Raw genomic sequence first — 12,749 nt, 5'->3', positions numbered from 1 at the left:
GTTTCCGTGGGGTCCGGGGGATGCGGAGCGCATGGTGGAGCAGCGGGCCGGGCGGTGTCAGGCGGGCACGACCGGTTGCTCCCGTCTCAACCCCTCCACGAAGGAACGCCATGCACCGGCTTTGACGGAGACGAGAGAACCGTCCGCATTCTTGGAGTCGCGTATGAGGACGCCGTACGGGACATGGGCGCACTCCACGCACTCGGTTGTGTTCGCGCCGCTGTAAGACGACTTGAACCAGGCCAGCTCATGAGGGGCGGGAGAACGGGCGGGCATTACAGCTCCTTGCGTGCACGACGGATCAAGGCGAAGGAGGCCTCCATGTCCAACGCTTGTGCGCGAAGGTACTCGAACGCAAGTCTGTATCGCTCCAACTCCTGGTCCTTCTCCAGGAAGAGGGAGCCGGTGTGGAAGTCCACGTAGACCACGTCAAGGGCTGACTCCGTACCACCGATGATCACAAAGCTGCCGAGAGCAGCACCGTGGGCTCCGTTCGAGAACGGCAGCACTTGCAGAGTGACGTGCGGTGAATCGTTGACTTCGAGGAGTCGCCCGAGCTGCTCCCTCATGATCTCCGGCGAGCCCACGACCCGGCGGATCACGGACTCGTCGAGGATGGCCCACAGCCGGAACGGCTTCGGACGGGTGAGGATCTCCTGACGCTTCATGCGGATGTCCACCAGCCGCTCGATCTCGGCCGGTTCCAGAGGAATCTCGTTGGCCTTCTGCAGAGCGGTGCTGTAGGCACGGGTCTGCAGGAGGCCGGGGACGTAGACGCAGGAGAAGTGGTCCTCGCGTACAGCCTCGTCCTCAAGGGTGAGCAGGAGGTTCATGCTCTCCGGGATGGAGTCGGCGAACGAGCTCCACCATCCCTGCTGTCTGGCGTCCTTCGCCAGGCGCACCACGGCTTCCCGCTCGGCGTCAGTGGCCCCGTACTCACGGCACAGCGCGTCCACGACGATCCACTTCACCGGTCCCGCCTGCGTCTCGTACCGGCTGACCGTTGCCTTCGATACGCCGACCAGGCCGCCGGCCTCCTCCAGGGTCATCCCTTTGCGGGCACGCAACTTACGCATCATCGCGCCGAGTTGGCGGCGGCGTGTGGTGGTCCGTACGGACATGGAACTCCTCAAGCGCTCACCCGGGCAGGCGCTCGGGTGTGAACAGGCTAGGTAGCGCGGCAGCCGACTCACTAAGCGATTCACTCGATCGAGGTTCGTGAGAAGTTACATAGCAAGACTTCTCTGTGTCATTCTCTGTGACGGACAGCTACGCAATGCAGCCGTTCGGATGCGGCAGGCGCAGCATGCGCGTGGCACGGGAGGGAGAACCGCTTATGCCCGGGACCGACATCGAGGACCGTCAGCGTCGTTGTGTCCTGCCTTTCGAGGCGCTGCCGGCGGAAGTGCGTCTGCTGCGGCGAGCCGCCGCCACGCAGCTCGGCCAGTGGGGCGTGCCGACCGCCGACGATGCGACGCAGCTCGTCGTGACGGAGCTGGCGACGAACGTCATCAAGCACGTCGGTGAGGGCTCGCCGGCGACCCTGATCCTGGAGCGGAAGCGCGAGCGCCTGCGCATCGAGATGCACGACAAGAGCAGCTCGCTGCCCGCACTGCGCACCGCCGACTGCGAGGCGGAGTGCGGCCGCGGTCTGCACATGCTCGCCGCCATGGCCGTGGACTGGGGGACCGTCGTCACGGCGCTGGGCAAGGCGGTGTGGTGTGAGATCGAGCTGGGCTCGGACGCCGTGTGCCTGCGTATGGAGCGGGCCATCGGCGCACTGGAGAGCTACCGGGAGCGCAGCGGGTCCGTCCTGCACGGGCGGTGCGAAGCGGTCCTGGAGGAGTCAGCGGTCGAGCTGATCGCCGACCTGCTGCACTGGACGTCCGCACGCGGCCTGGACCCAGATGACGTGCTGGACCGGGCACAGATGCACTACGAAGCCGAAGCGGACGCTGCTTAATGAGCGTTCGTCTCGATGGGCTTCTGCATCAACTCCCGAAGAGCAGCCGGTGTACGCCACGATTCTCCGGGACGGCTCCTGTGGCACATGCGATGGCAGTTGGCACACAGGCATGCAAGGTCGTCCAGCCTGGTCTCTCTGATTCCGGAAACGTGGAGAGGGGTGGCATGGTGCACTTCGATGTAATCGTTACCCAGCTCTCCGTAAGTGCGAACGAAATCGAAGGCGCAGATCTCACACTGCAGTGGGAGTCCTTGACGCCGCACTCGCTCTATCTTTCGGGCGCGAAGACTGGGGTCCCGCTCGCGGAAAAGGGCTCGGCGGACGAGGAGACGCCCCTCGACTGCCGTCGCTCCTGTCTCGTCGACCTCATCGGGCTGCGGCGGAATGAGATGCAGCTCACCAGAGCTGACGCTTTCCGTGATGGCTTGAGCTGCCTGGCACATCTCAACTTCACGCTCGGTAAAAGCCTGGATCATAAGCAGGGTTGGCCTGCCGCATCGTGTGGCCTTGCCAGTGTATGTGCTGTGGTTTGTCATGAAATCTGTGGTTTTGCGGCTCACACTGTCCGGAGACCTGAAGCCCGGCAGGGCACGGGCTTCGGCTGTATGAAGCGGCAGCGAACGCAGCAACTCCGAGAGCTCCTGGACCTCCGGATCCCTGGTGCGCAGCTCGCGCCAGCCGTTCCCCACGACCAGGGCCCCAGCAAGCACAAGTTCATCCTCGGTCCAGGCAGGTATCCGCATGAGCAATATCATATGAGTGCTCGGTGTGACGGAGGCTGCGTTCCCGGAACCGTGAAGCGTGTTGCACACTTGGTCCGGTCTCGTTGTCAGTGGGGTCTGTCACCCTCAGTGATGGTGGATCGCAAGGTGTGTCTGCCACTGCACAGATGTTAGGAGGGGGCATGACCCACACACAGGAAACTCAGGGCACCAGCACGACGCCCATGGAACCTCAGTTCACATCAATCGAAATCTGTGCTGGAGCTGGTGGGCAAGCCATCGGTCTCCACCAGGCAGGCTTCGGCCACCTGGCGTTGGTCGAGATCGACGCGCACGCGGTCGAAACGCTTAAGCTGAATATCGAAGACCACGAGGTATGGGCGTGGGAAAGGGAGCATTGTGACGTTCTGTCAGCAGACGTCAAGGAGTTCGACCCCTACCGGGATGTGCGAAAAAGTGCCGATCTGCTGAAATTGCGAGGCCTAGACCTACTGGCCGGCGGCGTGCCATGCCCTCCGTTCTCCCATGCCGGGAAGCAGCTGGGTAAGGATGATGAGCGAGATCTCTTCCCGCGCATGCTGGAGCTAGTTGGGATCCTCAATCCGCGTGCCGTCATGATCGAGAATGTCCGTGGAATTATGGACCCAAAGTTTTCGGACTATCGTGACTGGATTACGGCCAAGCTTCAGGGTGGTGTATACCTTGGCGATGATGGTCAAGTGACCGAGGAGTCCGGCCTCGGTTACACCGTCGCGAATTGGGGAGTTCTTGAAGCCAGTGACTTTGGAGTGCCGCAGCTCAGGCCGCGCGCCATTCTTGTGGCCTTCCGCGATGACATCATCAAGGATCTGAAGTACGAGTGGCCTGCGGCTACGCATGAGGAGCCCGTGAGTATCGCTGATGAGCTTCAGCAGTCGATGCTTGAGCGGTATTCGCGGTACTTCGATGGGATCCATTCGCAGCGGGCTCATGCGGCCTATGAGAAGTGGCTAAGGAAGGCGAAAGAGCGAGACGAGGAGCTCCGAGGAAAGGGCGGAGGAGTCGCCCCTACCCTCGTAGGTGGCTCGAAGAAGCATGGCGGTGCAGACCTTGGCCCGAGCCGTGCGAAGGCGGCTTGGCGACAGCTCGGAATCTCCGGCATGGGCGTGGCCAATGACATCGACACATGCAAGGTGAAGCAGACTGAGGAACGTGACCTATTTGGCCCCGACGGGCCGATGCTCACGGTGCGGCAAGCTGCCATTGTTCAGGGATTCCCGACGAGCTGGGATTTCTTCGGCGGGAAGACTGCACAATACCGGCAGGTGGGTAATGCTTTTCCTCCGCCGGTAGCCAAGGCTATTGGTCAATCGATCATCGATGTACTTAAGGCGGCGCAGGAGCGTGACCAGTCCGAAATCTGATCTACCTGCAAAATTTAGCCTGCTGAATCGTGCTACGGCGCCTTTCGACCTCATCTGCAATACGTGCAGCACAATCTTCCGGCGGCTCGTGCTCCCAGAACCGGAGCACTGTCCAGCCAGCCTTTGCTAGACGCTGGTCGGTGTCCCGGTCACGGGCTACGTTGCGGGTGACCTTGTCTGACCAGTAGCCGGGGTTGGTTCTCGGTGGGACATAGTGCTCAGGACATCCATGCCAGTAGCAGCCATCGATGAAGACAGCCACCTTCGCCGGGCGGAAGACCATGTCAGCCGTCCGGCGAAGCTCGGGCAGGGGCCTGGCTGCTACCCGGTAGCGCAGACCCTGAGCATGGACCAATCGCCTGATCAGCCTTTCAGGTGTGGTATCGCGACTACGAATAGCCTGCATGTTGCGTCGGCGGCCGGCTGATGAGGCCCAGGAGCCGACTGGCGGCTCCCAGACCTCCTTGCTGACCGTCCTGGCTTCCGCTGTTTCCCGGTCACTGTCCGGTTGATCAGGGTTCTTCTTCACCGGTGACCTTTGGTAGACGGGGTGCTGTCATCACTGGATCGTTTGCTGTCGCGAGGACCCAGTGGCGTCCTTCCAGCTCAACGTGCGGACGGTCACCATGATGGGGCATGGCCTCAGCTACCCGGAAGCTTACAAACTCCCCTCGCTGTGGCACCTCGGCTCCAATCTTCCGGGCGATCTCCTGGTGCTTGCTGTAGGGGCCGACTATTACAATGCCCTCTTCACGAAGCACCGTTCGAGCTCGTCCCTTTCCTTCCCGTAGGCGCGCCATGTAATCGAGTTGCTGTGCCGCGGTTCGGATAGAGCCTCGCCCGATGCGGCGGTTCTGGACTCTGCGGAACAATTCGATGACACGCTTCTGGCCCTGACGGGGACCCTCGATAAGGATGCGATTACGTGTGGCTTCAGGTAGATGGAGAAGTACATTCTCTGGAAGTTGCGCATCACGCCAGAGCCAGTGCACCTTATCCTCGCGGTGCTCCGATTTCAGGGTCAGTTTTTTGTCGCGGTTGCTTCCGGCGTTAAGCCATTCTTTGCGCACCCGAAAGATTCCCGCACTCCAGCGGCTCTTGTAATCGTCTGCCCAAACAAGAAGGCAGAGGTAACCCATGGCCTCAGGTGGAATCATCCATCCCCCGAAGTCCTGGGAAAATTTACAGTCTACGTCTACTCCGAGAATCCGATAGTCCATGGGGTGTTGGTCGTAGTCGCCTACGTCACCGCCATCGGCGAACTTGAATTCGCGTTGCAAGTTGATTTCGACGAGGGTGCCGGCGTGGGTCTTCTCTGTTTTGAAAAGTTGCTTCCATGCATACCGTCCGGTGACCTCGCCGTTCAATAGCTGATCGATGGTGTCGCGGAGGACAGTGGCGAACCTTTTTCCCTCTGGATCGAGTGAGTAAATGTGATCGGCTACCTTTTTGACTTCAAGGTCTTGCTCTTCTAACTCCTTGTGTGCAATCCAGGTGGCTGCTCGGACGCTGGAGTCTTCGTCGAATGGTAACAAATTCTTTCCTTGTGATGCCAGTCGGCGTGCATAGGGACGTTGGTATATCCCTTTGCTCGGCACCGATAATTTTGTGCTTATGGCGACGCAGTTATCGGAACCGTAGCGTCGTCCATGAAACGTGAGTTTTTGGCTCTAAAACGTACCAAGCGTCGGTCTCCGCTGGCGGCTGACCTCGGCGGGATTAGAGTAAAAGCCATCACGATTTTTGAAGAGTCGGCTGTGCCGTTATGGACGGCCGACTGAACGCTGCCAAAGCTGCTTCCCTCCACCACGGGGTAGACCAGCGCCACCCCTGTCCCAGATCCAATTTGTGTACTGCCTCCAGTAGCAGCCTTGTCGATGAGCCGCTGGGCAGCGGTACGGTGCTCGACGCTGGCGATACGGCCGAAAGAACTCTTGCCAGCCTGAATGCTCCGTCGGACCAGGGATAGCGGAGCCGAGCCGAGCACGCTGGCATCGACGCGTTTATCTGAGGTCAACCGGGGCGAAACGAGCAGCCAGTCATCAACCTGTGCAAGTGTGCCGTCAAGCTGGCGGAGATAGGCCAGATGAGGATCAAAATAACGAGGGCGGTCCCACTCGAGCTGAGACAACACACTCAAAAGTTCACCGTGCGTAACGATTCCGGTGAGTGCTGTGAAGGTTCGCGTGAGCGTGCTTGAGTTGTCCGGAGGATTGCTGAACGCCACGGGGGTCGTGTTCAAGGCATGTAGCAACGGCCTCCAGCGCTCAGTGTTGCGCTTGGTGACGGCGCTGTTCAGCGGATACGAGGCAGGCTCAATCGGCCGACCAGGGGACCGGATCTCGACGAGTTCCGCATTGAACATCTTATTGCGGGCTGAGGGCTTGAGCCAGGGTAGGTGCTGCGCCACTAGAGGTGGGATCTGGGCAGGGGCGACCTGAGGTTGTCCGTCCACCAGCACGGCGTACTGGGCCAGTTGCTCCCGGAATGTCTCCTCGTCTCGGCAGACGGCTTCGTACGCCTCGTAGAGGTCGACGAACTTGTCACGCCCGAACGGTTCCTCGCGACCGATGTACAACCGGACTAGATCCCGGTATCCAGGACGGAAGCCGAACCAGCGCCCCATCTGCATGAGTGTGTCGGCTTGCTGGGTGGTGCGGCGGTAGTAGGTGACGGTCAGGCCTTCGACAGTGAATCCGCGGGAAAGCTTCGTGCCGCCTACGAGGATTTTCCAGACGTTCGGTGTTCTGTCGAAATCCAGGTCGAGCTGGTCGAAGTAGCGGTCGGTGTCTCCGTTCACGACGATGACGGGCTGGCCTCCGCTGCCGATGCGTTGGCGTGCGGAATGGACGTATGGCCGCAGCTCATCATAGGAGGGGGGCGACGGGAGACCACTGGCTTGGGCTGAACTCACTGGTGCGAAGTCTGCCTCCCACAGTGCCGCGAGACGCGCGTGCCCCACAGCAGAACTGTAACCAGCCTGGTGCCACATGGAGTTGATGCGTAGCGCCAGATCGGCGTGGTCATCCTGGCGTACTGACTCGTGGGCGAGCATCGTGTGATGTCGGAAGGCAGCGTCGGGAACGCCGTGGTCAGCCCGGTAGAGCTTTAAGGCACCAGACAGGACAAAGGCGTCCATTGCCTCCTGGAGTCTGTCACCTGTGGATTCATAGATGCCCCGTACGTGAGCCTTTTCCTGGGAATTGGCGTACGTGCGCTCTTCCACGGGCACAGGCGAGTCCAGGTCGTGGAAGTCCTGCACACCCATATATCCGGCGGGCCGGGGCAAAGAGATCAGGAAATTGCTGGGGAATATGTCCATGTCGTCACCGGGATCGATGAAGACGTTGGCGAAGGGAGTCGCCGTGTAGCCCACGTACTGCGCTCGCGGCAGCAGACCCAGAAGCTTCGAGATCAGGCCGTTGATGGCCGTACGCTCGGTGCTTCCCCGTTCCCACTTCTTCGGGTCCGAGGTGTTCACGGAGGCCTGGTCCGACTCGTCATCGATGATGAGGGCCGGCAGCTCCCCCAGGATCCCGTGGATCTGTTTGAGGTCCTTGACGAGCTTCGTGAGGACGGCCTTGTTCTTCTTCACCACGAGGATCCGCGCCGCGGCGTGGTGGAGATTCGCCGGATCGTGCAGTGGGCGGGTGGGAACGCGCTTCTCGAACTCGAGCGCCCGGATGCCCTGGGACAGACTCTTGTAGTCGTTGTCGCGCGTTGTCAGGCGCTCGATGTCGAAGGCGCCGAGCGTGGACGGACGGCCGCCGTGGCGTACGAATTCCGGCCAGTCCTCGTCGTCGCCCACGTAGTCCACACCGACGAGGGAGTCGATGTCCATGACGTCGGCACCCCGCAGGATGTTCTCCTGGCCGATCAGTTCCATGTCCAGACGCCGCTGGGTCTGGGCGCGCAGCAGGTTGAGGGTGCCTCCCAGCACGATGACGAGACGGTATCCGGCATCGATGGCCTTGGCGGCCACTCCTGTGAAGTTCGCCGTCTTGCCGGACTGGACGTAGCCGACGACCAGCCCCTTCGCCTGACGGGCTGATGGCTGTTCCGGGTCGGTGAGACGTTCGACCACTGCCCGGCTCGCCTGGTCAAGGCTGGCGATGGCCGCATCGGGCCACCCCTTGTCACGAAGCTTCTGCTCGTACGCTGTCCAGTAGAAGGACCGGGCGGCCGCACGTTCAGCGGTGTACCACGGGGTGAAGTCCCTTGTGATCACTGTCGCACCGGGCATCTGCGCCACGGGTACGACCTCGTCCAGAACCTTGCGGAGTCCGGTTCCGAACCGGAGCCGTTCGTACACCACGGCACGTCGTTCGTCGGTGCGGGCCTGAGAGCCTGCTCCCCACTGCGGGTCCTCCGCGAAATCCCAGGCGGTCAGATGACGGCTCCAGAGAGCGGCCAGCGCGTCGTCACCATCGACGAGGAGAGAGCGGAACAGCTCCTCGCTGAGGTCTGCGTCCGGGTGGTGGTCGTCTGCGGCAAGCGCCGCCCAGCGTTCGAAGTGACGCGGCATGCTGCCCATCCCCGCCAGCGCGGAGGTATGGATGTCGAGGAGCACGCCGGACTGAGTGTGGGTCATCTCTTGTCCTCGGTCAGGGGCCGGAGCGAGAGCAGTGCGGGGTCAGTCGGCGGCCTGTGTACGGCGCTCACGGTGCACGCCCGCCGATGCCAGGAGGATGGTGTTCCAGTAGTCCACCCGGTCCTGGCGGCTACGCTCCCAGCGTCCGAGGCCGAAGCAGTCCTCCAGCAGCAGGTACAGCAGGGCCTTCGTGACCGGTGCGTCGTTGCTCCCGCCGCGCCTTCCGTCGTTGAAGTCGTTGCGGAAGGCCTTGTTGAGGAGGACGACGTTGTTCTCGCGGTCCAGGTCGAAGAACTTGTCCTGGGGCAGCGTGGCCCAGGTGAAGGCGATCGGCTCCTCACCCGGCTTCTCGGGCAGCTCCTCCTTGATGACCCGCTTGATCCTCGGGTCCATGCCCTTCCCCGGAGGCGTGACCGACTTGCGCACGATCTCCGTGCGCTTCGCGCCCTCCCGGTACGTGGCCTCGGCGTCACTGAGGTACTGGTGAAAGGTGTGCCCGGATGCGTCCACAGCCCGCTCGACGCCGAGCGTGAAGGCGGGCGTGACGGTGACGCTCTCCTTCTTGACGTCGAGGCTCAGGACGCTGTTCTCATGCGCCGGAAGGTCTACGGCCACACGGGCCAGGGCCAGGTGCCCCTCGGGACTGCGGAGACCGTTCCAACCGCCGGCCTGGACGAGGCGGTCATTGCGGTAGAAGTAGAAGCCCTGGCGGTCGGCCAGGGAGCCGATCTGCCGGAACCCGGCCTGCTTCGACTTGGCGCGCCAGATGTGTGCGGTCAGCTGGACGTCCCCGAGGCCCTCCACAGGGGCCGTGAAGGTTCGGGGGTAGCGTGCCTTCCCGGGCACCTTGTAGCCGAAGGGGTCCAGCGCCTCGACAGCGATGTGGTCCACTTCCTCGCCGAGCCGGCCCTCGCCGCTGCTCACATCCCAGACGGCGATGTCGAGCTTGAGACCGTTCTGAAGGAACCGGTGCAGGTAGAGACCGAGGTGCGTCTCCAGGCGGGCGATCGCCTTCGACAGGTAGTGGTCGCTCTGGCCGGTCGTCACGGTTTCGAAGACCCGTACCTGGTCCCATCGCACGATCGTGCCGTGCCACTCGATGACACCGTCGTACCGGTCCACAAGTTCCTGTGCGTAGCGGGGGTCGACCGTGTCACAGCGGAAGCCGTCCTCGATGCCTTCCGCCGTGAGGCGGCGGCCTGCTGCACGACTGCGCTTGGTGCGGCTGACCACGGTCAGCGAGGACGCGTGGGACAGCGAAGCCGCCTTCAGGCCCGTGCCGTACATGCCGAGGGCGCTCCCCCCGTAGTCGCGGCGCCGCCCCACCGTTATCGCGGCGTCCAGGCCGGCATCGTCCATGCCTTTGCCGTTGTCGATCACCAGCAGGGTGAGGATGCGCTTGGCGTCACGCAGGAAGTGCACGACGATCTTGTCGGCGCCGGCATCGATCGAGTTGTCGACCAGGTCGGCGATGGCGACCTCGAAGCCGTACCCCTGATTCGTCAGAGCCTTGGCGTAGCCGGCGTCCGGTGGCAGGCGGGTGCTGCCGGTGGTGGGGACCTCGTACTGCCAGACGGTGCCGGGCTCGTAAGGCATGTGCTTCCTCGTATACACAGGTCTGGGCCTTGCCGGTGAGCGCCGGCCCTCCGGTTCGATCAGTTCGTGTGACCGTACTGCAAAGGTCAGACATGGAGGCAGTGGAGCTGCAAAGCAGGGGGATTGGTCCTGAATGTTCCTCCTGGCTGCTGTTTTGGTTCGTGTTGCGAGCAGGTACTTCACGCATGCGTGAACACTTTCCGGGAGGGCGTTCAGGCTTACAAAGCCGTCTTTCGGCTTCCGGCCCTTCCCGTCCCTGGCCCTTGCCTGGGGACTGTCCGAGGTGTCGATCCGACCGTTAAGCAGTCGGTGTCGGCCTCGGAAGGCTGGTTCATGCGTACCCGCGGTCAGCCGCTGACGTGTGCGACAGACACGCCTCCCGTCAGTCGGGGTCAGCAGCGTTGCTCGGAGCGACAGTTGGCGTGGCGGGCGTTGTCTCGGCCTCGGCGATCACGGGGTGGCCGGCGCGGCAGCAGGTGCAGGTCCGGGCGAGGGCCGAGTATGCGCACTGGCGCAGGCAGGTGCGTCGGGATGCTTACAGCGCCTTCCTCGCTCCGGCGACCGAGTGCCGGCACGCTCTGAAGCCGACCGGTCGTGCGTTCGTGGGCGAACGGGACACCGAGGAAGTCGATCGCAGAATGCAGCAGGCGCAAGGGCGGATGGCGATCGCGCAGGCCGCTTGGGCCAAGCCGGCCGTCGCGGGGCCGGAGACGGTGGAGCAGGCCGCCCGGAGCGTCTACTGCACTACGCTCAAGTCGACGCAGACGACCCTGCTGGCCCTCCATGACTCGTCGGCGATCGCCCCGGACGGCAACGTCCGCTTCGTGGAACGTCACGCCGTCGGAGTGGCCCAGCTCTCCGAACGCGTCGTCGAGTTCACCGCGGCGGCGCGGTCGGCCCTGGACGACATCGGAGGTTGAGTTCCTGTGCTGTCGGCCCACGGGATTCCGAGGACGTGGGCCCGATCGAAGTCATCGCAGCAGCCGGAGCGTTGTCTCGAGTCCCCGACCTCGTTCCGGCCGAACTTCTCGGGATCCGGCACTTGGATCTCGTTCTCCACCCACGCTCCGTCGATCCGGGCCTTGCAGTCCAGGCCGCCGGCTCTGCGCCGCAGCACCCCGCAGTCGACGCCTCCCTGTCCCAGCGCCGTGACCACATCGTCCGCCGTCCGGTACTCGTGTGTCTCGGGGACGTTGTCAGGCATGGGCGTGAGCTGCCCGGAGCTCGGGGCGTCGAAGGCGTCGCATGCGGTGAGCAGCACTGCCAGGAGGCACACAAGCAACGGCTGCGCGGTCGTCCTGTTCATGGCGGTCGGTGAGCTCCCGGCGGTGTGGGGGCAGGACCGGGGCTCGGCGACGGTGTTCCCGGCTGGGGCTCACCGGTGCCGGTACCTGTGGTCCGACCGGTGTTGTGGAGCGGTCCGAGGGATATGGGGTGTCCCGCGGCGAGCGTACTCATGAGCCATGGCTGGTCCACGCGGCCTCCCTCGGAGCCGGACGGAGCATGCTGTAGTCGGCCGGCGCGGGCGCAAGGGTGTAAATCCGCCCTTACCGCGCACTCGGCCCCCACGGGGCCCGCGTACGACGGAGGGAGCAGGCCGTGCGGCAGAATCCGCCCGAGGGCACTGCGGAGGTCCTTTTCGTCGGCAACGCCACCCTGCTGATCCGGTACGGGGAGCTGACGCTGCTGACCGATCCGAACTTCCTGCACCGGGGGCAGTTCGCCCACCTCGGCTACGGGCTGGTCTCGCGCCGGCTGACCGAGCCCGCCCTGGACGTGGCGGACCTGCCCCACGAGGACCTGGACGCCGTCGTGCTCTCGCACCTGCACGGCGACCACTTCGACCGGGTGGCCCGGCGCGGGCTGGACCGGGGGCTGCCGTTCATCACCACCCCGCACGCCGCCCGCCTGCTGAAGGGCCTGCACGGCTTCCGGCACGCGACCGGCCTGCGCACCTGGCAGAGCCGCACCCTGCGGCGCGGGGACTCCTGCGTGCGCGTCACCTCGCTGCCCGGCCGCCACGCGCCCGGCCCGCTGCGGGCCCTGCTGCCGCCCGTGATGGGCGGCCTGCTGGAGTTCGGCGACCGCTCGGGGGAGATCCGGCTGGTCCTCTACCTCTCCGGCGACACCCTGATGTACGACGGGCTGCGCGAGATCGCGGCGCGCCACCCGGACATCCACCTGGCGGTCCTGCACCTCGGCGGCACGACCCTGCCCGGCGGTCTGGTGGTCACCATGGACGCCGGGCAGGGCGCCGACCTGCTCGACCTGTTGCGCCCGCGGCGCGCGCTGCCCGTCCATCACAGCGACTACACGGTCTTCCGCTCCCCGTTGGGGGACTTCCTCGCGGAGGCGGGGCGCAGGGGCCACGGTGCACGGCTGGTGCGGTGCGCCCCGGGTGAGCGGGTCACCGTCGGGGACCGGGCGACGGCCTGACCCGCACGCCCCGCGGTCACGACGGGAGCGCCGCC

11 protein-coding genes are annotated in these 12,749 nt (G+C 64.0%); 4 read left to right on the top strand and 7 right to left on the bottom strand.

The annotated features are described in order from the left end of the window. Window positions 1-57 precede the first annotated feature (57 nt). Complete coding sequence (locus KYY02_RS06255; protein ID WP_371236443.1) at window positions 58-276, bottom strand: DUF397 domain-containing protein; 219 nt, start codon at window positions 274-276, stop codon at window positions 58-60. Beyond that, window positions 276-1,121 (bottom strand): helix-turn-helix domain-containing protein, encoded by an 846-nt coding sequence (locus tag KYY02_RS06250; RefSeq protein WP_371236442.1) that lies wholly within the window; start codon window positions 1,119-1,121, stop codon window positions 276-278. Before KYY02_RS06250 ends, KYY02_RS06255 begins: the two co-directional genes overlap by 1 nt. A gap of 215 nt (window positions 1,122-1,336) precedes the next feature. Here KYY02_RS06250 and KYY02_RS06245 point away from each other — a divergent pair, with 215 nt between their 5' ends. Beyond that, entirely contained in the window at window positions 1,337-1,963 is a 627-nt protein-coding gene (locus KYY02_RS06245; protein ID WP_371236440.1) for an ATP-binding protein, read from the top strand. On the opposite strand, the gene KYY02_RS06240 is transcribed toward KYY02_RS06245, so the two are convergent. After that, window positions 1,960-2,409: an HNH endonuclease gene (locus KYY02_RS06240; protein WP_371236552.1), complete on the bottom strand. Its 450-nt coding sequence runs from the start codon at window positions 2,407-2,409 to the stop codon at window positions 1,960-1,962. The genes KYY02_RS06245 and KYY02_RS06240 overlap by 4 nt on opposite strands. A 461-nt stretch (window positions 2,410-2,870) precedes the next feature. On the opposite strand from KYY02_RS06240, the gene KYY02_RS06235 reads away from it, so the two are divergent. Continuing rightward, complete coding sequence (locus KYY02_RS06235) at window positions 2,871-4,091, top strand: DNA cytosine methyltransferase (RefSeq protein ID WP_371236438.1); 1,221 nt, start codon at window positions 2,871-2,873, stop codon at window positions 4,089-4,091. 1 nt (window position 4,092) lies between these two features. Here KYY02_RS06235 and KYY02_RS06230 read toward each other — a convergent pair whose 3' ends face one another. Genes KYY02_RS06230 through KYY02_RS06215 form a run of 4 tightly spaced genes read right to left on the bottom strand, consistent with a single transcriptional unit; the run spans window position 4,093 to window position 10,278 of the window. Further along, a complete protein-coding gene (locus KYY02_RS06230) occupies window positions 4,093-4,620 on the bottom strand; it encodes a very short patch repair endonuclease (protein WP_371236437.1) in 528 nt (175 codons plus the stop codon). Further along, on the bottom strand, window positions 4,604-5,689 hold the full coding sequence (locus KYY02_RS06225) for a NaeI family type II restriction endonuclease (protein ID WP_371236436.1): 1,086 nt from the start codon (window positions 5,687-5,689) through the stop codon (window positions 4,604-4,606). Before KYY02_RS06225 ends, KYY02_RS06230 begins: the two co-directional genes overlap by 17 nt. A 14-nt stretch (window positions 5,690-5,703) precedes the next feature. Beyond that, window positions 5,704-8,682: a Z1 domain-containing protein gene (locus KYY02_RS06220; RefSeq protein ID WP_371236434.1), complete on the bottom strand. Its 2,979-nt coding sequence runs from the start codon at window positions 8,680-8,682 to the stop codon at window positions 5,704-5,706. Window positions 8,683-8,724: 42 nt separating this feature from the next. After that, window positions 8,725-10,278 (bottom strand): ATP-binding protein, encoded by a 1,554-nt coding sequence (locus KYY02_RS06215; protein ID WP_371236433.1) that lies wholly within the window; start codon window positions 10,276-10,278, stop codon window positions 8,725-8,727. A gap of 638 nt (window positions 10,279-10,916) precedes the next feature. Between KYY02_RS06215 and KYY02_RS06210 the strand changes: the two genes are divergently transcribed. Together KYY02_RS06210 and KYY02_RS06205 are read left to right on the top strand one after the other, a co-directional pair. Beyond that, a complete protein-coding gene (locus KYY02_RS06210; protein WP_371236432.1) occupies window positions 10,917-11,198 on the top strand; it encodes a hypothetical protein in 282 nt (93 codons plus the stop codon). Between the two features lie 679 nt (window positions 11,199-11,877). Beyond that, complete coding sequence (locus tag KYY02_RS06205) at window positions 11,878-12,714, top strand: MBL fold metallo-hydrolase (protein ID WP_371236431.1); 837 nt, start codon at window positions 11,878-11,880, stop codon at window positions 12,712-12,714. Window positions 12,715-12,749 lie beyond the last annotated feature (35 nt).

This window comes from Streptomyces pimonensis, from assembly GCF_041380215.1.
Classification (GTDB): domain Bacteria; phylum Actinomycetota; class Actinomycetes; order Streptomycetales; family Streptomycetaceae; genus Streptomyces; species Streptomyces pimonensis.
The sequence above is the reverse complement of the archived record's forward strand: the minus strand, read 5'-3'. Positions and strand labels throughout refer to the sequence as shown.

Coding starts and splice junctions, on each gene's coding strand:
- KYY02_RS06215 (WP_371236433.1), bottom strand. CDS start 10,278: ATGCCTTACGAGCCCGGCACCGTCTGGCAGTACGAGGTCCCCACCACC.
- KYY02_RS06240 (WP_371236552.1), bottom strand. CDS start 2,409: ATGTGCCAGGCAGCTCAAGCCATCACGGAAAGCGTCAGCTCTGGTGAG.
- KYY02_RS06250 (WP_371236442.1), bottom strand. CDS start 1,121: ATGTCCGTACGGACCACCACACGCCGCCGCCAACTCGGCGCGATGATG.
- KYY02_RS06255 (WP_371236443.1), bottom strand. CDS start 276: ATGCCCGCCCGTTCTCCCGCCCCTCATGAGCTGGCCTGGTTCAAGTCG.
- KYY02_RS06235 (WP_371236438.1), top strand. CDS start 2,871: ATGACCCACACACAGGAAACTCAGGGCACCAGCACGACGCCCATGGAA.
- KYY02_RS06210 (WP_371236432.1), top strand. CDS start 10,917: ATGCAGCAGGCGCAAGGGCGGATGGCGATCGCGCAGGCCGCTTGGGCC.
- KYY02_RS06220 (WP_371236434.1), bottom strand. CDS start 8,682: ATGACCCACACTCAGTCCGGCGTGCTCCTCGACATCCATACCTCCGCG.
- KYY02_RS06245 (WP_371236440.1), top strand. CDS start 1,337: ATGCCCGGGACCGACATCGAGGACCGTCAGCGTCGTTGTGTCCTGCCT.